This is a genomic window from Flagellimonas sp. ABD4_174 (genome assembly GCF_056160185.1).
Genome location: NZ_JBSWWP010000001.1, coordinates 1,582,798 through 1,602,300, shown reverse-complemented (window position 1 = coordinate 1,602,300; position 19,503 = coordinate 1,582,798). Strand labels below are relative to the sequence as shown.

General features: G+C 39.4%; 20 protein-coding genes. 10 read left to right on the top strand and 10 right to left on the bottom strand.

Going from position 1 to position 19,503, the window contains the following annotated elements:
- Positions 1-88 precede the first annotated feature (88 nt).
- The 9 genes from ACXAFK_RS07065 (at position 89) to ACXAFK_RS07025 (ending at position 9,294) form a co-directional block, all read left to right on the top strand.
- Positions 89-1,930, top strand: coding sequence for a helix-turn-helix domain-containing protein (locus ACXAFK_RS07065; protein ID WP_474958156.1), 1,842 nt, complete (start codon positions 89-91; stop codon positions 1,928-1,930).
- 97 nt (positions 1,931-2,027) lie between these two features.
- Positions 2,028-3,107 carry a serine hydrolase domain-containing protein gene (locus ACXAFK_RS07060; protein WP_474957266.1) on the top strand — a complete coding sequence of 360 codons (1,080 nt, stop codon included), beginning with the start codon at positions 2,028-2,030 and terminating at the stop codon, positions 3,105-3,107.
- A 24-nt stretch (positions 3,108-3,131) separates the two neighbouring features.
- A complete protein-coding gene (locus ACXAFK_RS07055) occupies positions 3,132-3,998 on the top strand; it encodes an SDR family oxidoreductase (protein WP_474957265.1) in 867 nt (288 codons plus the stop codon).
- A gap of 12 nt (positions 3,999-4,010) precedes the next feature.
- Positions 4,011-4,394 carry a hypothetical protein gene (locus tag ACXAFK_RS07050; RefSeq protein ID WP_474957264.1) on the top strand — a complete coding sequence of 128 codons (384 nt, stop codon included), beginning with the start codon at positions 4,011-4,013 and terminating at the stop codon, positions 4,392-4,394.
- Positions 4,391-5,008, top strand: coding sequence for a CatB-related O-acetyltransferase (locus tag ACXAFK_RS07045; RefSeq protein WP_474957263.1), 618 nt, complete (start codon positions 4,391-4,393; stop codon positions 5,006-5,008). The genes ACXAFK_RS07050 and ACXAFK_RS07045 overlap by 4 nt, the downstream gene beginning before the upstream one ends.
- 238 nt (positions 5,009-5,246) lie before the next feature.
- Complete coding sequence (locus tag ACXAFK_RS07040) at positions 5,247-5,891, top strand: hypothetical protein (protein ID WP_474957262.1); 645 nt, start codon at positions 5,247-5,249, stop codon at positions 5,889-5,891.
- A gap of 29 nt (positions 5,892-5,920) precedes the next feature.
- A complete protein-coding gene (locus ACXAFK_RS07035) occupies positions 5,921-6,910 on the top strand; it encodes an alpha/beta fold hydrolase (RefSeq protein ID WP_474957261.1) in 990 nt (329 codons plus the stop codon).
- A complete protein-coding gene (locus ACXAFK_RS07030) occupies positions 6,900-8,036 on the top strand; it encodes a serine hydrolase domain-containing protein (protein ID WP_474957260.1) in 1,137 nt (378 codons plus the stop codon). Before ACXAFK_RS07035 ends, ACXAFK_RS07030 begins: the two co-directional genes overlap by 11 nt.
- Before the next feature lie 4 nt (positions 8,037-8,040).
- Entirely contained in the window at positions 8,041-9,294 is a 1,254-nt protein-coding gene (locus ACXAFK_RS07025; protein WP_474957259.1) for a S41 family peptidase, read from the top strand.
- Positions 9,295-9,428: 134 nt separating this feature from the next.
- Here the strand turns inward: ACXAFK_RS07025 and ACXAFK_RS07020 are convergent, their stop codons facing one another.
- The 9 genes from ACXAFK_RS07020 to ACXAFK_RS06980 all read right to left on the bottom strand — a co-directional run bounded on the left by ACXAFK_RS07020 (position 9,429) and on the right by ACXAFK_RS06980 (position 18,561).
- Positions 9,429-10,145, bottom strand: a complete 717-nt coding sequence (locus ACXAFK_RS07020; RefSeq protein WP_474957258.1) for a hypothetical protein — start codon at positions 10,143-10,145, stop codon at positions 9,429-9,431.
- 13 nt (positions 10,146-10,158) lie between these two features.
- Complete coding sequence (locus tag ACXAFK_RS07015) at positions 10,159-11,853, bottom strand: amidohydrolase (protein WP_474957257.1); 1,695 nt, start codon at positions 11,851-11,853, stop codon at positions 10,159-10,161.
- A 124-nt stretch (positions 11,854-11,977) separates the two neighbouring features.
- On the bottom strand, positions 11,978-13,126 hold the full coding sequence (locus tag ACXAFK_RS07010; protein ID WP_474957256.1) for a helix-turn-helix domain-containing protein: 1,149 nt from the start codon (positions 13,124-13,126) through the stop codon (positions 11,978-11,980).
- Between the two features lie 1,175 nt (positions 13,127-14,301).
- Positions 14,302-14,553, bottom strand: a complete 252-nt coding sequence (locus tag ACXAFK_RS07005; protein ID WP_474957255.1) for a type II secretion system F family protein — start codon at positions 14,551-14,553, stop codon at positions 14,302-14,304.
- Complete coding sequence (locus tag ACXAFK_RS07000) at positions 14,554-14,832, bottom strand: hypothetical protein (protein ID WP_474957254.1); 279 nt, start codon at positions 14,830-14,832, stop codon at positions 14,554-14,556. It lies immediately after the preceding gene.
- Positions 14,833-14,861: 29 nt separating this feature from the next.
- A complete protein-coding gene (locus ACXAFK_RS06995; protein ID WP_474957253.1) occupies positions 14,862-15,131 on the bottom strand; it encodes a hypothetical protein in 270 nt (89 codons plus the stop codon).
- A 322-nt stretch (positions 15,132-15,453) separates the two neighbouring features.
- Positions 15,454-15,903 carry a PEGA domain-containing protein gene (locus ACXAFK_RS06990; protein WP_474957252.1) on the bottom strand — a complete coding sequence of 150 codons (450 nt, stop codon included), beginning with the start codon at positions 15,901-15,903 and terminating at the stop codon, positions 15,454-15,456.
- A 33-nt stretch (positions 15,904-15,936) separates the two neighbouring features.
- Entirely contained in the window at positions 15,937-16,602 is a 666-nt protein-coding gene (locus ACXAFK_RS06985; protein WP_474957251.1) for a DNA-binding response regulator, read from the bottom strand.
- 15 nt (positions 16,603-16,617) lie between these two features.
- Positions 16,618-18,561: a tetratricopeptide repeat-containing sensor histidine kinase gene (locus ACXAFK_RS06980; RefSeq protein WP_474957250.1), complete on the bottom strand. Its 1,944-nt coding sequence runs from the start codon at positions 18,559-18,561 to the stop codon at positions 16,618-16,620.
- A gap of 288 nt (positions 18,562-18,849) precedes the next feature.
- On the opposite strand from ACXAFK_RS06980, the gene ACXAFK_RS06975 reads away from it, so the two are divergent.
- A complete protein-coding gene (locus ACXAFK_RS06975) occupies positions 18,850-19,215 on the top strand; it encodes a hypothetical protein (RefSeq protein ID WP_474957249.1) in 366 nt (121 codons plus the stop codon).
- A gap of 64 nt (positions 19,216-19,279) precedes the next feature.
- Here the strand turns inward: ACXAFK_RS06975 and ACXAFK_RS06970 are convergent, their stop codons facing one another.
- Positions 19,280-19,399 carry a hypothetical protein gene (locus ACXAFK_RS06970; protein ID WP_474957248.1) on the bottom strand — a complete coding sequence of 40 codons (120 nt, stop codon included), beginning with the start codon at positions 19,397-19,399 and terminating at the stop codon, positions 19,280-19,282.
- Positions 19,400-19,503 lie beyond the last annotated feature (104 nt).

The following is a 19,503-nucleotide window of genomic DNA, read 5'->3' as shown; positions in this document are numbered from 1 at the left end:
CCAACAACGCAACAAAAGGTGTATAAATTAGGGGAAAAGTAAAAAATATAAACTATGTTTAAACTCTGAACAGGAAGAAAATAGGTTACTGATTTTCACCACTTATTTTCACCCAGTTCGCTTAGTTAAATCTATCCAGTTTATCCAACCCATGACCAATACAAAATCCATAGCAGTTTTACCCTTTGTGAATATGAGCAATGATCATGACAATGAGTATTTCTGTGATGGAATCACCGAAGAAATTATAAATGCACTGACAAAGGTAGGCCAGCTCAAGGTAATTGCCCGAACTTCTTCTTTCGCATTCAAGGGAAAAGATGTGGATGTTCGCGATATCGGGAGTCAATTGGGCGTGAATACAATTCTGGAGGGCAGCATTAAAAAATCACAAGACAGGGTCAGGATTACCGCGCAATTGATCGATGTTGAAGATGGGACCCACTATTGGTCCAAAAGGTTTGACAGGGAGCTGATCGATATTTTTGACCTGGAAGATGAAATAAGTTTGGCCATTGCCGAAGAAGTCCGAAACAATTCCGGACATTTTGAAATCCAAGAGCATTTAGTCGAGAAGCCTACTACCGATGTAAATGCTTACCAATTGTTTTTAAAAGGACGATCCCTACAGTTGCAATGGACTCCACAGAGCATTAAAGAAGCTATATCCTATTACGATCAGGCAATTGCTGTGGATAAAAATTATGCCAAGGCGTACTACGCAAATTTGCAATGCTATGGCCTAATGGCAATGTGGGGCTACATACCTTATGAAAAAGGAATTGAATTGGCCATAAACAACTTATTAATAGCCAAGGAGCTAGACCCCTCGCTGCCCGAATACCCATTATCTTATGTTGGTAAATTTTTTTGGGAAGAATGGGATTTTAAAAATGCCTATGTCCACATCAACAAGGTTTTGGAAATTAATCCCAATCACATAGATGGTTTGGAAGCCATGGCAGAGTTGTTCATAGCGCTCGGCTTTTTTGAGGAGGCCCTAAACTATGCGAACAAACTTTTAGAGGTAGATCCACTTTCAGCGAACAATCATTATACCATAGCTCATATTTATTATTACCAACGCCAATGGGAAAAGGCATTGGAAGCCGTCAGTTATGCACTGACACTTAATCCTGAACTGGAGTTGGCGCACCATTTAAAATGTTTCTGTTTGATATGGCTCAATAAAAGAGAGTACTTTCAAGAGTTTATACATAACACATCTTTGTTAGCGGAAAAAAAACTATTGTTCGACCTTATCAATGGAGAACAAATTGAAGTTCCCGCTGAAATAATTGAAAAATGGTCACAACGAGACGACAAAGAAACCATGCTGGTCCCGTACGATGTGTTTATTTTAAGTAATTCGTGTCACAAAGAACTTGCTTTTTCTCGATTAGCAGAAATGATCGATCAGAGGCGTGGTCAAATAATAAACTACAGACAGGAACCTTTTTTGCAGCCATTGCACAAAACAAAGGGATTTGACGAACTGCACCGTTCCAACCTATCCATTTCAGATATCAAACCCCAAACGGAGGAAGAAGAAGAAAAATCGACCACAACAATTTTGAGTGATGCTCAAATAAAAAGTTTAAAAGAAAAGCTGCTTACCTATTTTAAGGAAGAGGAACCATACTTAAATCAACAATTAAGTTTAAAGTTTGTTGCCGAGTTTTTAGGATTGAACACCAATAAAATGTCATTCCTGATCAACCAGGCGTTTCATACTAATTATAACGATTTTGTTAACTCCTACCGCTTAAACCATTTTAAAACCATAGCGCAAGACCCTAAAAATTCGCATCTTACCATACTTGGATTGGCCTACGACAGTGGTTTTAATTCCAAAAGTGTTTTCAATACCTACTTTAAAAAAATGGAGGGCATGACCCCTAGGGCTTGGATGAAAGCCAGCCTGTCCTAAACTTCCCCTACTTCGTTTCAGATTATAATTTAGAACGATTGGCATATCGATCCGGTGAATCTTTGCCCCAAAATCAATAATCTAAAAACGAACAGTTATGACAACATTACACAAATTCTTAGTCCCATTGGCAATTAGCACGGTCATGCTTTTTACATCTTGCTCAAAAGATGACGACAATAGCACACCTACAGTTGATTACACTACTGTTGAAAATTTATTAACCGAGATCGACTTTAAAGGCTATGCCATTATCACAAAAAATGGAAACGATTTGGTACGGCAGGGTTTTGGGTTGGCCAATGAAAATACTGTATTACAACAAGATTACAATCTGGCTTATCGAATTGGTTCTGTAAGCAAAACATTGACGGCCGCTGCGGTTGTACAGTTAAAACGTGATGGTCTCATCTCTGGTTTTGATCAAACCCTGGATGAGTTCGATACTGAATTTCCATACGGCGACCAAATTACCCTTGCCCATTTATTATCGCACCAGTCGGGTATTCCTGATTATCAATTAATAATTGAAGATGCCTACGAACAAGGCGAAACTTTGGATGAAGAAGATATTTACGGAGTCATTATCGAAATGATCGATGAAAACGGACTCAATTTTGTACCGGGCGAGGGAAAGGAGTATTCAAACTCGAACTTTTTGATTGCCGCCATGTTGATTCAAGAATTATCACAGATATCTTACCACGAGTATATTCAACAAAACATTTTGCTTCCTTTGGAAATGGAAGACACCTACAAAGGGTCTGACGAAATTGATACCGACATCCATGCCCAAGGGTACAATAACGGCAACATCAATAGCACATATCCTATGACCATTGCATTTGGTGCAGGTGATTTTAGCAGTACACCAAGAAATATGGAAACTTGGACCAATGCCGTAGGAACGAATTGGTTTACCGAAACTGAAAAAGCCGAAATATTTGCCCATGATGTACCGAGTGGTTATGTGGATTTTGGCCTTGGTTGGTTTACGACCCAAGAGGGCAATACCAGCATGTATTGGCACGGCGGGGATATCAATGGGTATTGGAGCATGATTGGTTTTATACCAAAATATGATGCTACCATTGTGCTATTAAGCAACCAGCAAGATGATACGGGAGCGCAACGCAATACCATTATCCAACAATTATTGACAAACGAGTTCGATTAATATAACCCTCTACATATATTGACAATGAAACATACCAACGTATTATTGGCAGGCGCCACAGGGTATTTAGGGGCTTACTTATTAAAAGAATTGATTGCAAAAGAAAATCAGGTCGTAGCCATTGTCCGTAACCCGGAGAAACTAAAAATCACCGATGAAAATTATTTAGAGCTTAAACAAGCCGAGGTTACCAAACCGGAATCCTTGCGGGACATCTGTAAAGGTATTGACACGGTAATATCAACCGTTGGCATTACCCGGCAAAAAGACGGCCTTACCTATATGGATGTAGATTATAAGGCCAATATGAATTTGTTGGAAGAAGCCAAAAAGGCCCGTGTAAACCACTTTGTTTATGTTTCTGCAATCGATGGGGACAAATATAGAGACCTAAAAATTTTCGAGGCCAAGGAAAAGTTTGTCGATGCCCTAAAATCTTCCGGACTGGACTATACGATAGTGAGGCCAAATGGATTTTTCTCGGATATGGAAGATTTTTTACACATGGCCAAATCCGGTCGGGTGTACGTGTTCGGGTCTGGCAATCAAAAATTCAACCCAATACATGGTGAAGATCTGGCGAGGACCATTGTAAATTCATTGGAGGAACAACCTAAAGAATTGACCCTTGGAGGACCCGATGTGCTTAGCCTGAATGCAATAGGAGAACTGGCCTTGACCGCATTGGACAAACCCGTAAAAATCGTTCATTTACCCGATTGGTCGAGAAAACTTACCATATGGTTCCTCAGAACCTTTACCAGTGTAAAAACCTATGGTCCGATAGAGTTCTTTTTGACCTTGATGGCAGAGGACCATATTGCACCAACTTATGGAGAACATCGCTTAAAGGAGCATTACATTGAAGTGGCCAAAACCCTGAAAGATTAAACTGGGCCTGCCATGAAAACTTGGGAAAAAGGGATATTAATTATTGTATTGGGATACTGCATAATGCATTTATCCATTCTTCTGCAAATACTACCACATCATATTGTATGGGGCGGTAAAATCGATTCCGTTAAAAAACTATACGTATTGGAAGGATTTGCATTGGCAACAATGTTATTTCTAGGGACGATCCTAGCTATGAAAAACAAGATTATAAAACCTATTTTTACGGATAAGGTAATAAAAAGGATACTATTGGTATTTTCGGTGTTTTTTATATTGAATACCCTTGGTAACCTTATGGCAGAAACCAATATTGAAAAAGTCCAGGCCGTTATCACCCTGTACTTGGCATTTGCGTTGTTCAAATCATCAAAACAAATTGAAACTTTATGAAAATTCCAGATCCAAATACGGTTTACCCATTGGCGAATTATAAAAATCTATGTTTTTTAAAAAACTACATCAACAACCCTAACATAGTAGTTGGTGATTATACCTATTACGATGATTTTGAAGATGTAGGCAACTTTGAAAAAAATGTAAAGTATCATTTTGATTTTGTTGGGGACAAGCTCATTATCGGTAAGTTTTGTATGATCGCATCGGACGCCACTTTTATAATGAACGGGGGCAATCATTTGACAGAGGCTACATCGGCGTATCCATTTGCGATATTCGGCGGTGCTTGGCAAGATGCCATGAAAGACAAAAGTTACCCGACCAAAGGGGACACGATTATCGGAAATGATGTATGGATCGGGCACGGTGCGACCCTTATGCCGGGAGTGAAAATTGGTGATGGAGCCATTATTGCCACGAAGGCTGTAGTCACAAAAGATGTGGAACCCTACACTATTGTTGGCGGAAATCCAGCGAAAGAAATAAAAAAGCGTTTTTCCGAGGATATCATCTCAAAACTATTGGAACTGCAATGGTGGGATTGGGATATTGAAAAAATCACCCAAAATGTACATAAACTCACGGGGGATCCAGAGACCTTGTTCTAAACCATAAAGCTTTCGTTTGCAAAAAGGCCCAACATGTCGAACGTTAGGCCTTTTTTTTATGTTTTTTCCATGCTAGATCTCTTGGAGTTAACAAAAAACGTAGACACTCCAAGACCCAAACAAAAAAAGGTTTGAAATCATAATTCAGTACGATTGGCCTTCATTTTCGGGATTTCTTTGCATCATCAAATTAAGTAATTCATACATCAAAAAACGGACAGTCAAACAATTATCAAAAATGAAAAAACTAGTTATCATCTGCCTAACACTTTGTACTTTCAATGTTTTTGCACAGGACAACACGGAATCATTCAGCAATAATGATCCGGGGTTCAAATACAGGGCCAGCTTTCCAGCAATTATCTTGGCCAACATTGGTGAAGGAGGACAAAGAACCAACACCCAGCACATTGAGCTTCACGTAAAGCGTGAATTGGATTCAAAGAACATCATTGGGATCAAATTCGCTACTTGGAGGTTGTTTCAACCCATGGGCATTCAATGGTGGGATGGCCTTTTGGACAAAATAGATACTGAAACCGAGTTCTATCCCGGTTATCTGAGGGAAACAGGTATAGGAATATCGTACCAACGCATGCTCTGGAAAGGATTGTTTGCCTCGGTGGAAGTGTTGCCCCAATACAAAACGTATTTGGATTTGAACGACAAAAAAATAGCGAACGGCTTTAAACTCTATACCTCGTATCACCTTGGTTATCACATTGCCTTCGGCAAAAAGAAACGTATTTTCATAGAACCTCAGATCCATTGCCAAAATTGGATGTTCGACACCAACACCCCGGAAGCCTTTAAACAATTGGACAATAAATGGAAATCCTATTTTCTATTTGAACCCAACCTTTATGTGGGGATAAAATTTTAAAGAAACCATTATAGCTACTTAGGTCAAAAATGATGAAACATTTAATTACGATTATTTTTATTGCCCTTTCCTATCATTCATTTGGACAAAGTTCAATAGATACCACAATTAGTATTGATACAACGCAATTTGTACAAATAGGAGGTATAGAACAATTTATAAGTGTAAAAGGAAACAAGGACAACCCGCTCATGTTGTATTTACACGGTGGTCCTGGAGCGGGGACCTCATCCCATCGACAACAAATCACCAATATATTGGAAGAACATTTTTTGGTGGTACATTGGGATCAAAGAGGGGCAGGAAAATCATTGAACGGCAACACAGAACCGCCCACCTTGGCAGTGATGAAACAAGATGCCGAAGAAATCATGTCATTTCTATTGAAAGCGTTTGATAAAGACAATATGGTATTGGTCGCCAATTCCTGGGGAACGGTCTTAGGGTTTCATCTAGCACTGAAATATCCGAACAACGTTGCATCCCTTGTGGCAATCAGCCCTTTGGTAAACAATCAAAAAAGTCAAAAATTAACCAATAGCAAGTTAATAAGCCACTATAACAAACAAAATAACATTGAAGCCGTTAAGCAACTTAAGTCCATTCACATACCGTATGAAGATGTGGAGGACATGGCCATTCAATTTAAATGGATCAGCGATTTTAAGGGAGCCCGCATTTCAGATGATGCATTTAAGCAGTATATGGAATTTTTTAGTGAATGGGAAAAGCAGTGGATGCCCCTTTACAAAGAACTTTATGCAATCAACTTGTTAAAACATAATCCCATTATTAAGACCCCAACCTATGTTTTAATAGGAGAACAAGATTTGACCACCAGTTTTGAACTTACCGAAAAGTTTTTTAGAAAACTACAAGCACCAAAAAAAGATTTATTTTGGTTGCAGGATGTAGGGCACCAAATTCCTATGTACAAATCCATGGAAATGCAACAGTTAATATGCCATTTTTTATTGAATGGTGATGAAGAACCAAAATACGAACATCATGAGAAATAGTTTACCATTCGTCCTTCTCATTATTCTTTCGTTGCCCTGCCTTGGCCAACAAACTACAAACAAGGACATCGAAAAATTGTTTTATGCCCAATTGGAAAGAGAGAATGTACACAATGCCTTTTTGCAGGTGTACTCCAAATCCAAAGGCATCGACATTCAATTGGCCGATAACGATAACGGTTCAGAAGACACTTTGTCCATAGACAACCCCATTTATACGGCCAGCATCACTAAAATGCTAACGGCCACCGCCATTGGTATTTTAAAGGATGGCAAGAAGTTGGATTTTGAAGACAAGATATACCGGTACCTTCCGGAGCAATTGATGAAGAACCTGCATGTGTTTGAGGGTAAAGCGTATTCCAAGGACATTACAATTGCCCAGTTATTACAACACACTTCAGGTTTACCGGATTACTTTACGGGTACCACAGTTGATGGAAGTCCGAATGTTATCAATCAATTATTGGTCGATACGAATAAATCTTGGTCCCCCCAAGATATGATCGAGTTTACCAAAGAAAAGATGAAGCCCCATTTTGTTCCTGGGCAAGGATACCATTATACCGATACGGAGTATGTGCTTTTGGCCTTGATCATTGAAAACGTAAGCGGCACCACTTTAGATCGGTTCTTTCAACAGTTCATTTTTGAACCTTTGGAAATGGATGCCTCTTATATCAATTTAAAATCAGCTCCCATAAAAAACCCATTGCCCATGGCCAAATTTTATGCTGGTGATATTGCTTTATCGTCCATTCAAAGTTTGAGTGCCGACTGGGGCGGTGGCGGTCTGGTGTCCACGACCCAAGATCTTATCCAATTTCTAAGAGCCTTTCAAGACGATAAAATCGTAAAAAAAGAAACCCGTTTGGCCATGCAACATTGGGTGCGCGAAACCAAGGGAATGGAATATGGTTTTGGGATACGAAAAGTATCTTTCAAAAACCTTTTTGATACCGATACAAAATTGGAAATTATAGGTCATACTGGCAGTACCGCCTCTTTTTTATGGTACTGTCCTCAACTGGATACGTATATTGCAGGTACCTTGAACCAATTGGAAGCTTCAAGGAGCACACCGAAATTGGTGTACGAAATACTTACCTTAATTGAAAATAAATAGTCGTATGGGGACCCTACACAAAGTATTGATTCATTTTTTGATTCTTATCATCTCTACCGTATTGAATATACTGTTTGCCCAAACAGCTGACAAAACAAATTGGCAAGAGGACCTTGATATTTATAGGTCATCTTTGAAAGAAAAACACATTCACCTCTATCATTCGGTGACCGAAGAGGAGTTTACCAACGAGTGGAACGCTATTTACGACCGTGTCGATAATTTGGGCGATTTTCAAATCATTCTGGAACTAATGCGGTTAACAAGACTCGTGAATGATGGCCATACGGCTGTATCGTTAAGAAATGTGCCCATACATCGGTTTCCTTTTGAGGTCAAATTTATAGATCAGGGATGGTATGTGATAAAGGCGGGCAAAACAAATGAAAACTTGTTGAAACTAAGATTGTCCGCCATTGATGGCGTTCCGATCGAAGAAGTTATGGCCAAGGTTTCCGAAGTGGCCCAGTTTGTGGAAAACGAATACTCACAAATCATAAGGACTGGAAGTTATATGAATGTCAGCGAATTGCTCTTTGCTCTTCACATTACCAGAAATGAGCAAGAAGCTGTCTTCACTTTCCTTGATCCAAATAATAAGAAAGTAACGATAACATTGGAGGCCATAGATGAAGCTTCATACCATAAAACAACGGATTTTGTTCATGTAAGCAGTGGAGTGCCCGAAATAACCAAACCAAACAACCCCAAATTTCCCTATCTGTGGTATTCGCCTATCAAAAATACCAATGCCATCTATATTAATTTTGAAAGTTATCCGTCATTTGAGGATATGCAGGTCTTTGGGGAAGAACTGGTTGGCTATATTTCTGCGAATCAGATAAAACAGGTGGTGATAGATATGCGCAACAATGGTGGCGGCGATCTATATGTCGGCGTGGTTTTAGCCTATGCCCTGAACCTTGCCGATTCCATAGACTGGGAAAACGGGGTGTATGTATTGACAAGCAACAGAACTTTTTCCGCAGGAACCAGTAATGCAGCGCTATTTAAACAACTGTTGAACGCAAAAGTTGTAGGTCAGCCCACCGGTTCCAATCCGAACGGATACCAAGATATGGACAGTTTTACATTGCCCAATTCAAAATTAACGATAACCTATTCCAAAAGACTGTTTCGTTTATCCAATCAAGAAAACACGGCCCTGCAACCGGATAGTTTGATAACCGAAACACGCAGCGATTTGCTTAAAGGGACCGATACGGTTTTAAAGGAACTAATAACAGGTTTGCCATAAAAATTTTATACCCACTAGTTAGGCATCTCTAAAAATACCTCCAGTGTCATGAACACTTCCATAATTATCATTGTAAAGAGCCACAGGGTAAAATCCATCTAGTAATTTATTCGTTTTTCGGCCATTCAAACAATCTAGAAATAAAAAGTGCAACCCACCCTAAAAGTATCTGATTTTGAAGTAAAATTGGGATACCATCCGGCATTGACCTTGAACTTGTTGGGCGTGACTATATGGTTAAAATTGAATTCCCCTTGCCAAACGGTGTCAAAATCAAAAAAAGTGACAATGGGATTCACAAAGACAAAAGACCGTTGATTAAACTTATAACTTAGGTTGGTCTGCAGACCAAATCCACTTGATCCAGATTCGGTCAAATACACATAGCTAAGACCAGGGAACAATGAGACTTTTTGGTTCAATGCCAGGCCCACAACCCCACCTACACCAATGGACCACGTATCCCCTCCCAATCCATTTTCGGCTGAACCTGTCGGAATAGTTATGTCCGCAAAGGGGACAACGGCAATGACGGTCGGTGACAAATTTCGTTTAGCAGCGTAAAAATAGCGTACCCGAACATCCGATAACCCAAATTTATCGGTGTCATCATTGTAAAGTAAAGGAACCTCGGCCAATATCAAATTATCAGGGTTGATGGCATATTGATAATTGATACGGGTTCCATACATATTGTATCCCTCACCGGAGGTAAACTCAGCTAATGTGTTTAACTGGGTATAAAGATTGGTCGGTTTTGAAGGATCAATGTCTTGATCGTTATTTTCTTGTGAAAACAGTGCCGTGGAAAAAAGTACAAAACAACATGTAATGACTTTAACATATCTCATGATGAAATTGGATTTATTGGTTTTTCGTATAAACAAGTTCTCCGTTTTTATAGGTTTTCAAAACAACGATATCCTTGATTTTCATAGGATCTATCTTTAGTGGATTTTCGGACAGAACGACCAAATCTGCCAACTTCCCTTTTTTTAATGTGCCCTTGGTGTCCTCTTCAAAATGTTGGTACGCTCCCCATATAGTAATGGATTTCAATGCTTCATAAGGTGTCAATGCCTCCTCCGGTGCGATTATATCACCACTACGTGTCACACGGTTTACTGTGGTCCACATGATCATCATCAAATTTGGAAGAGCAATCGGCGCATCGGTATGACTGGTCACGATCCCACACTTTTCAAGTGCGGTCTTAATCGGGCTAATATGACTGCCTTTTTCCTCTCCTATCAACTCTCGGTGCCAATCTCCCCAATAAAAAGTATGCATTGGGAACAATGACGGAATGATATCATATTTGGCCAAGCTATCAATTTGATCATAGCGTAAGTACTGTCCATGAATCAAGGTAGTGCGACGGTCACCACTTCCATACTTATCTACCGTATTAGCAACCGTTTTGATAAATTGGTCGATGGCGGCATCACCATTGGCATGGCAAAGCAATTGCCAATCATTTTCATAGGCTTTATCTACAATCTCTTGGACCTTGTTGTCATCTGGAATTGCAGGATAACCTTTGTAATCTTTACCGGCTCCTGGAGGTGGCACCAAATACGGTTCTGTTCGCCAAGCCGTTCTTCCTTGAGGGGAACCGTCCAAGGTGAGCTTGAACCCTGCTATACGATAATGGTCCTTATAGTTTTTATCGTACCATGAAGTTTCCATTTTTTCAGGAAGACTATAATCTATGTATGCCGGTACATCTACGATCAAATCCCCACTTTCCGCAAAAATGGCAAGGGACTCATGGGAGGCTTGCGCCCTACCCTCTTGAACCGTGGTGTACCCAAAACTTAGGGCTATATCCTGGGCCGCATTGAAGAAAAGTTTGATTTTTTCCGGTGTTGTTGGCGTAGTGAGCTTAAACGACATAGGAATACTCGCTAGTTCCTCCAAAACACCGTTGGGTTCATTGGTTCCTTCTATTCGCCTTATTTTTCCACCTTCTGGGTCTTGGGTTTCGGCGGTATAACCCATTTTTTCCAATCCCAGACTGTTCATAACTGAAATATGTCCCGAAATATGGATGGCCAATACAGGGTATTCAGTGGAAACTATATCCAAATCTTCCTTGGTGGGATGCTCCCCAAAGATGGCATCATCATACCCAACACCAACAATCCAACCATCAAATATTTCAGGGTCGTTGTTCTCAGCCCATGTTTTAAGGGTCGATACCAAATCATCAATGGTGTTTACCTTCCCATCAGGATCTGCCAATAAATTTGCTCCCAAGGCCTGTGCACCCAAACTGGAAAAATGAATGTGACCATCCACAAAACCAGGTACCAAGGTTTTGCCTTGTAGATCCACCTCCTTGGCATTCTTAAACTGTTCTTTCGCATCTTGCAGAGGTCCAACATAAACGATGGTATCCTCTTTTGTCACCAAGGCTTCCACATATTCGGGCTCATCACCTTCCATGGTTATAATGTCCCCATTAAAATAAATAGTGGTGTTTTCTTGAACGACAGGGGATTCTTTACATGCATAAAAAATCAACAATATCAGTGACAGTACACTAAGTTTGCGCATAGTTTGTATGGGATTAATGTTTTGCCCAAAACTATAAAAGCACATATCACGGCAGGGACTGAAGGGCTCCAATTTTGTCCAATATTATAAATTTGAACAGATTTCCCTGCTTAAAAAGGGCCCTTTACTTTGTCTGTGTGGGTTCTTTATATTCAGAAGGACAGACCCCTGTTTGGTTCCGGAATGCTTTGATGAAGGTAGTTCGGGACCCAAACCCAACTTCCCTTGCTATCCCATCCATGGAGAGATTTTTCCATTGTGGATTGTCCCATTCTTCCAAGGCTATCTTAATTCTTCTTTCATTGACCAATTGGTTAAAATTCATTCCATAAATATGGTTTATCAAATGGGAAACAACGTGCTTCTTAAGTTTAAGGGCATCTGCCAAGTCCTGTTGCCTAAACGCTATCTTTAAAAATTCTTTGTTTGTGGTGAAATAATCTTCTATACTCTTATGGTATCCTTCAATTTCTTTGGGAGAATATGATAACGACCTATTTTTTTTCGATTTCTTTGGCTTGACTTCTTGAAGCCCTTCGCCATAAATGATTTCCGGTTTCAGAAAAAAATACAGTACAATTCCCAAAAGGGTTATACCATACATGCCGGATGCCACACCATGTAAGATTCCTTCATAGGACTTGGTGACAATGCCAATCAACGCAAATATGGAACAGGTGGAAAGTAACAGGCCTGGTAAAAACCACCATGTGCAGTCCCAACGTTCTTGTTTGCCCTTATGATTTTTGTCCCTCATACATACAATGGCCTTTCGCATGATAAACACATAGAGAATGGTTCCAAGGACCAACTGTCCCACGTAATTGTAATAGACAGGAACGAAGCTTTCATGGGCATAATATATATTTTCCCTACCTCCTTGGTATAACGGTTTCAAATATTCCTGTTTCACTGTGCTATCGAGCATATAAAATGGGATATGTTCCAACGTGTTGAAAATTGGAAGAATAAACAAGGACCACTCCCACCACTTTATCGGGCTTTCTGGTTCCAATTTTAACCTTCCAAGCAAATAGAAACAAATAGGAATTACATAGGGCAGGGCAATCCCAGTTCTATAAAAATGGGGATATGTCATCATTTGTTCACTGACGACCATATAAATCAAGAAACTATAGTAGGTCAGGGATAGAACAAAAATGAGCAATATGGATTTGTTCAAGATTCTCTCCTTGGATTTGACCCATACAATGATCAGGGCAAAAACACCCACAACGGTACTGCATATTGTAAGGAGGTCTACAAATTTCATGACTTAACTTGTGGGGGAAAAATTTGAGATAGGTGTTAAATTATCCTTAAACAAAGGAAGTAAAGAAATGCACAACTAACAAGTATATAATGACCTAACTATATCAGTTTCTGTAGTTACAGTTAAATTACGCATATAAGAATTTATGCGATAGCTCCTTCTTAATAAAACGATGCTTAGGAATTCCACAGTTATACATTCCAACCAATCAAGGTTTGAAAAATGTAGTTTGTTTTTAGTGGAACCGTCGGTGGTATGGTTGTAAAAATTGAACGTAACTCCCAGGTTCACTTATAAATTGAGCGGAAGATCACACACAAATCAAAATTGTAACCAAAGCGCCATCTACCTTTATCTGTAACGCTCGCATACAAAACAGCCCATTGACCTTCCCCAAAATCTCAATAAGAAGGGCTGTAGAAGGCCACGTAAACCGGATAAAGAGCATTAAAAGTCAAACGTATGGTAGTCTATAGTGTAAAAAAGTGAACTATTTCAAACCGGTTAATAATTTCCAAATATTACGAAGAACACATCACTCCGAAATAACCACCTTGTGCCTTCCAGTAAAGAAATTGATTGTTAAATGATTGTTTTTCAGCATGTTGTAATCTTTTAGAATGTGAATACTGTGAAAGTCAAAACATAAGAAAAATGGTTCTAAAAGTCATTTAAAGTTACAACAAGAACTACTGGTGAGTACTCCCGATGGGTACACGCTTGATATGATTGTATATGGCTTGAAATGAACTCATTTGAATGCAATAAAAACAAAAAGCACTGATAATCAAAAAATTAACAGTGCTTTGTTTTAACCTAAACGGTGGTTGGTCGGGATGACCGAATCATCCATTTGACTGTATATTGTTGTAAATCAACAACTAACACTGATATTTTAAATCCTGCACACCTTATTGGACATTTTAGTAAGGATTGAGCATAAGTACATATCCTTCAGAGAATAAAAATAGTCAAAACTGTACAAAAATTGCTGATTATTTTTAAAAATGGCATCCACTTCTAGTAAAAACTGGATAATCGTTCCAAATCAAATAGTGAATCCTGTGTGCTTTAGATATTTGTAAAAGCAGAGTATTGAATTTTTAATATTTGTTGTTGAAATATTTAAATACGTCAATATTCATCGCAACTATGGTTTTAGGATGTATTCAATCTCATCCACCAAGCACACTACTCAACTTAAACATCGGCAAATACATGGATACCAAGATGACACCTACAAAAATACCGATGACAATGATAATGAAAGGTTCCATAACGGTAGAGAGCATTTTAGATTTCTGTTGTACTTCCTTAGCATATTGTTGGTTCAGCTTTTTGAAGATATATTCGGTCTGATTGGTCTCCTCGGCCACTTTGACCAATGAAACAATTTTATGGTATAGTCTAAAATCTTGATGGTACACTCATTTTACCTTTAAGCTCTTGAAAAAGTAAGCCACCACTGTATTGTTCCAGCAATTTCCTTCTTTACTGATTGATTGTAACTCTGGACCATTATGCTCTTTAAAGATATCGGTAAATTGGTAACTGGCATATTGTAAGCCCCTATCGGAATTGAAAATAAGCTTTTTAGTGATATTGTTAGACCTTACCGCCATCTTCCAAGCGGGTATTATGGTGTCGGCAGTGGCCAAGGTCTTGCCCATAGACCACCCAACGTTCTTTCGATGGAACAGGTCCATTCTTTAGTTGGTTTTGGAGTTCCATACTATCATAAATTTTGAGTTAACCATTCCATACACTCATTACCGATATTGCTTGTCGCCCAATGGCCCCTTAGGCCAAGGACCAAAAGTTCGTCCACGCTGTTCAAATGTTTGGCCAAGCGCTCCCGAATGAGTTCACAAGTATCACTGGAACGAACAATCCATATAGATTCCATACTTTGACAACACCTGCCCGTGCGTTTGATCTCATCGATCAAACGGTCGTTCACACGTTCAGGGCCATTTAATTTATACGCGATCAAAAATGTTGCCATTGCTAATAGAATTATTGAGTTAGTCTTTCGTATTGTTGGCCTTTTAAATAGATATAGGGCAAACGGACAGGAATTCAACACGTTTTAACCCTACAACCTGTTGTCCCGACCCGTAAGCCCGTATCCCTTGTTCCGATTAGGGGATGTGTTCTACAAATGGAAAGTCCTTCTTTCGGATACCAAACCTAATTCCAATAGGGAACAATCCCTTACAGAATTCTGTAAGGGATGGAATTACCGTCCATGAAAAGATTGAATACAAATTAAATTCTCACTTTTACATGGAACAAAAATGGTCAGTGTAAAATCCATTTATAACGAACTACTGTTGTTCTTCCAACACGGCATTTACCGCATCCTGATCCAACTTATTCCAGTTCCCGGTGGCCGCATCAACGATTACAGGGATCAGTCCACCAAGTACATCCAGGACGATCCAGCCGGCCCCCACTTTTGTATTGACAACACGCGTAATACTTTGATATCCTTCCTTCCGATATTCAATGGTATAGGATTTATCTGCCTTCAAGTTCAATTCTACCGGAGTGGTGCCCATCTTAAATCCATTAACATACACATCGGCACCGCTAGGGTCGGAACCTACTGCCAATGCATGTGTTTTTTTTCCAAATAAGGTGGCACAACTGCTGAAACCAATGGATGTAACAACAATCAATGAAAGGGATAGAATGGTCGCTTTTCTCATACTTTTAATATTTAGTTTGCCCAAACCTAATCCCATCAAACCAAAATCCCTTACAGATTTCTGCAAGGGATTTTTATTTATAAGATATAATCCTGAAAGTCAAATCTTTTCCTCTCGAATCATTTTTGCAATTAAATGGTTTGTATTTTTTGCCCCGAACTCATCGAACAGTTTACTGACCCTTTTATCTATAGTGCTCTCGCTGTTGGGCACAATACCTTCCTTTTTGAACTTGGCCGAGATTTCCTTTTTTGTGAGCCCTTCGGCCAAACTTTGCAAGATCTTCAAATCGAATTCCTCCAGCTCAAAAACATTATTGGATACATTGAGATCGATATTTGGTGACACATAGGTCCGGTTGCAATATACCTCTTGGATGGCTTTTGTCAATTCCAACAGACCATTCCTTCCCTTACAGACATAGGCATTAATATTTTCTTCCTTAAAAAGTGCATTGACCTTGGCCGGATTATCCTCCATGGAATTGATGATGACCTTAAGCCCGGGATGGATATTCCTTGCCACTCGAATTAGTTCCCGTCCCGAGGTAATTTTGCGATCCACATGGTCTCCCTTAAAATGGAGGTCGGTAATCAACAAATCAAAAGGCGCTTTTTCTGACTGGGCCACCTTTAAGCGGTTATAGGCCCTATCACAGTATAGCTCATCCTGAACAACAGGTATATGGAGTTTTTCACGAAGGGTATCCACGATACCTTGATTGGTATCTTGAAAATCCTCCGCGATCAGTACTTTCTTGAACATGGTAGATATTTATTTTTAGATAGGAATCGTTATCTGAACTTTAAACCCATCATCCTTTCTTGAATCAAAAATAATGGTTCCACCTATTGCCTGAATACGCTTTTCCGTATTCCGTAGCCCATTTCTAGCATTAAGATCTTGTCGAGTAGCCCCGACGCCATTATCCACATAGTTCACCTGCAGCATTTTACCTTTCCTCTTAAATCCAATTGTCACCAAGCTGGCCTCACTGTGCTTGCCCATATTGATCATAAGCTCCTGTATGACCTTATAAAGTACTTCTTTGGTAAGTGCGGCAATCTTGTCCCAGTCAATTTCCTTCTTACCGGTAATAAAAAGATTGGCCGTGCTCGGAGTACGGTATTGGAGCATGCCCAATAGCTCTTCCTGAAAATTGACCCCTGTATTGACCTCGTTGATTTCCCGAGAAAAATTTCGGCTCTGGTCATAGAGTCGTTCCACTGTATCCAAGACCGCATTTTTTCCGACTTCTTGTTCAACCATCAACATTACCTGATTGAGCCCTGCACCAAAATCATCGTGAAGTCGCCGTGACATCTCGGCCTCTGTTTCTAGAGTGGCCTCCAGCTTTGCAGTCTTATTTCTCTGGGCCAGCCGTCGTGTGCGTTGTTGAAGAAAATACAGTAAAAAGCCGGATGACAACAATAGCAAAGCCAATCCAAATAGGGAAATTGTTTTCTGGGTTCGTTGTCGGGTCAGTTCCAATTCCTTTTCTGCATTTTCTTTTTCCAATCGCAAACTTGTCTCTTGGGAAATCTGGTTATCATACTTATACTTGGCAAACTGGGTCTTTACCTTTAGTTCCTGCACGTATAGGCTATCCCGTAAAAAAATGTACCTGTCTCGAGTTTCTACATTCATGGGTTCCAATCGCATCAATAACTTCAAGGCGTCCAATTCAGCCCGTGGTACCTTAATCGTTTTGGAAAGTCTCACCACCTCGTGCAAAGAAGCAACAGCATCCTTTGGTCTTTGATCGGCATAAAACTCGCCCAAATGCGTATAACTGGCGATTTGTCCTCTTTTATCCTTGTTCTTGATTCGTATTTGTAATGGTATCAAAAAATCCTCATCCTTTATGAGGTCTTTGGAGCGCCATCTGGTATATGCCAAATTATCCAATATTCTGGCGTATTGGGAAGATGATTGTACCAAAAAAGTATCCAGACGTATTGTTTGTAGTATCTGAATAGCTTCCCTGTACTTGCCCATATCGGTAAGAACTGTTGCTAAATTATTCCTATATGCCAGTTCATCGCCCCGCGAATTCGTTTTTTCTATAGCTATATGGAAGTGTTTTATGGCGTTATCATAGTCGAGCAATTTTCGGTAATTACTGGCCAAAACATTATGGCATTTGGCTAAAATTTCCTTGTTTTCAAGATGGACCAGATATGGCCATGCTTCCGTTAAGGTTTCCTTACTTCCGAAAAAATCGTTCTGATCCTTTTGAATGACACCCATATTGAACAAAGCCGTCCCCATCCATAAACTATCTTTCAATTTTGAGAAGTAGTTTTTTGAATGGCTATAATGGATAAAAGCACTGTCAGGCTGTAAAACAACCTTATCAAAATAATATCCCATGAAATAATGTTGACGGGCCAGCATGGGGATATCGTTCATTTGAACAACATGCCTGAGCAACGTCTCATTAATGGTAGCAACACTATCGTATTCTCCCGACATCAAGCTCAGTCTACCTTTTTGATACAGAACCCTACTGTAAAGGCTGTCTTCTTGAAACCTGCTTACGGAAACCAAGGCTTTGTTTATGGCATCTTTTCTATCGGTCAATGAAAGTGTACCTTCCAAAGAACGCTTATAATAAAACAAGGCACTGTCCTGGACCACCCCAATAGCTGATGCGGGATTTCCATCCCTCGAATTACAAGAACTCAAAAAAACAAATACGCTTAATAATAGTAAATTTCTCAATAGTACTACGATTGATTTTACAAAAAGAGCCACACCTAAATCAGATGCAGCTCAATATTAGTAAAATTATTCCTACTTCTATTCACCAGGCGAAGGTGGGCTTGCAACAAAAAAATGGACAATCAGTTAAGAGTCCCGCCTCTGATTTGTGGTTATACATTTCGTTTTCAAATTCCCTGTAAGCTATTTAGTATTCCCCAGAGTTTATGAGCAAGATCATCTCCAAGGGCTCAAAAAGATTGATTTTCAACATCCAATACATATCTTTAGAAAGATTAAAGTTAAAAAATGAGATCAAACAAAGAAGTATTAGATAACTTTGGAAAGTTAATCATTGAAAACATCTATGATGATGGACTGTCCAGTTTAAATCAAATTATTACAGGCACTACTGCATGGGGCAGAAACCAAGACTTAGTAGACTTTTTTATGACCCTTTCGGATTCGGACAAACAATTAATGGAAAATTATGCCCGGACACTTCTAAGGGTCTCATTATTTGCTTTCTTAGGTATTTTTGAAGAGCGGGAAGACTATAAATTAATTTATCAAGAAAATGATAAACAACTCAATTTAGTTGAAATTAGTGAAATGTTAAAATCTGAACTTCATGGAAGTGATGGTTGGATAGAACGTTTTAGCAAGTTTAGCTAATCTGTATTCAACATGTCCAAGCAAACGCAAAAATCACCGAGACCCGATTTATTGTCAAGGTACTTCACAACTCCCTATGAACATTGAGGATTTCACTATAAACAGTGTCAAGGTAAGCGTTCAAATCTTCCAAGGTTTTGTTCCTTGGAAAGGCTTTTCCGCGTTTTTTGTCCCAATTGCACACCTTTATGCACCTTTTTAAACTGACCTCTGCCCGCACTTTTTTTTACAGTTACGCGCAGGTAGATGTCGTACATGTTCAGGTCGTTGCGTTTTTTTTCTTACGAA

Bases quoted from the DNA above. Each gene is read 5' to 3' on its own strand.
- ACXAFK_RS07060 (WP_474957266.1), top strand. From the start codon at position 2,028: ATGACAACATTACACAAATTCTTAGTCCCATTGGCAATTAGCACGGTC.
- ACXAFK_RS07055 (WP_474957265.1), top strand. From the start codon at position 3,132: ATGAAACATACCAACGTATTATTGGCAGGCGCCACAGGGTATTTAGGG.
- ACXAFK_RS07050 (WP_474957264.1), top strand. From the start codon at position 4,011: ATGAAAACTTGGGAAAAAGGGATATTAATTATTGTATTGGGATACTGC.
- ACXAFK_RS07045 (WP_474957263.1), top strand. From the start codon at position 4,391: ATGAAAATTCCAGATCCAAATACGGTTTACCCATTGGCGAATTATAAA.
- ACXAFK_RS07040 (WP_474957262.1), top strand. From the start codon at position 5,247: ATGAAAAAACTAGTTATCATCTGCCTAACACTTTGTACTTTCAATGTT.
- ACXAFK_RS07035 (WP_474957261.1), top strand. From the start codon at position 5,921: ATGATGAAACATTTAATTACGATTATTTTTATTGCCCTTTCCTATCAT.
- ACXAFK_RS07030 (WP_474957260.1), top strand. From the start codon at position 6,900: ATGAGAAATAGTTTACCATTCGTCCTTCTCATTATTCTTTCGTTGCCC.
- ACXAFK_RS07025 (WP_474957259.1), top strand. From the start codon at position 8,041: ATGGGGACCCTACACAAAGTATTGATTCATTTTTTGATTCTTATCATC.
- ACXAFK_RS07020 (WP_474957258.1), bottom strand. From the start codon at position 10,145: ATGAGATATGTTAAAGTCATTACATGTTGTTTTGTACTTTTTTCCACG.
- ACXAFK_RS07015 (WP_474957257.1), bottom strand. From the start codon at position 11,853: ATGCGCAAACTTAGTGTACTGTCACTGATATTGTTGATTTTTTATGCA.
- ACXAFK_RS07010 (WP_474957256.1), bottom strand. From the start codon at position 13,126: ATGAAATTTGTAGACCTCCTTACAATATGCAGTACCGTTGTGGGTGTT.
- ACXAFK_RS07000 (WP_474957254.1), bottom strand. From the start codon at position 14,832: ATGGACCTGTTCCATCGAAAGAACGTTGGGTGGTCTATGGGCAAGACC.
- ACXAFK_RS06995 (WP_474957253.1), bottom strand. From the start codon at position 15,131: ATGGCAACATTTTTGATCGCGTATAAATTAAATGGCCCTGAACGTGTG.
- ACXAFK_RS06985 (WP_474957251.1), bottom strand. From the start codon at position 16,602: ATGTTCAAGAAAGTACTGATCGCGGAGGATTTTCAAGATACCAATCAA.
- ACXAFK_RS06975 (WP_474957249.1), top strand. From the start codon at position 18,850: ATGAGATCAAACAAAGAAGTATTAGATAACTTTGGAAAGTTAATCATT.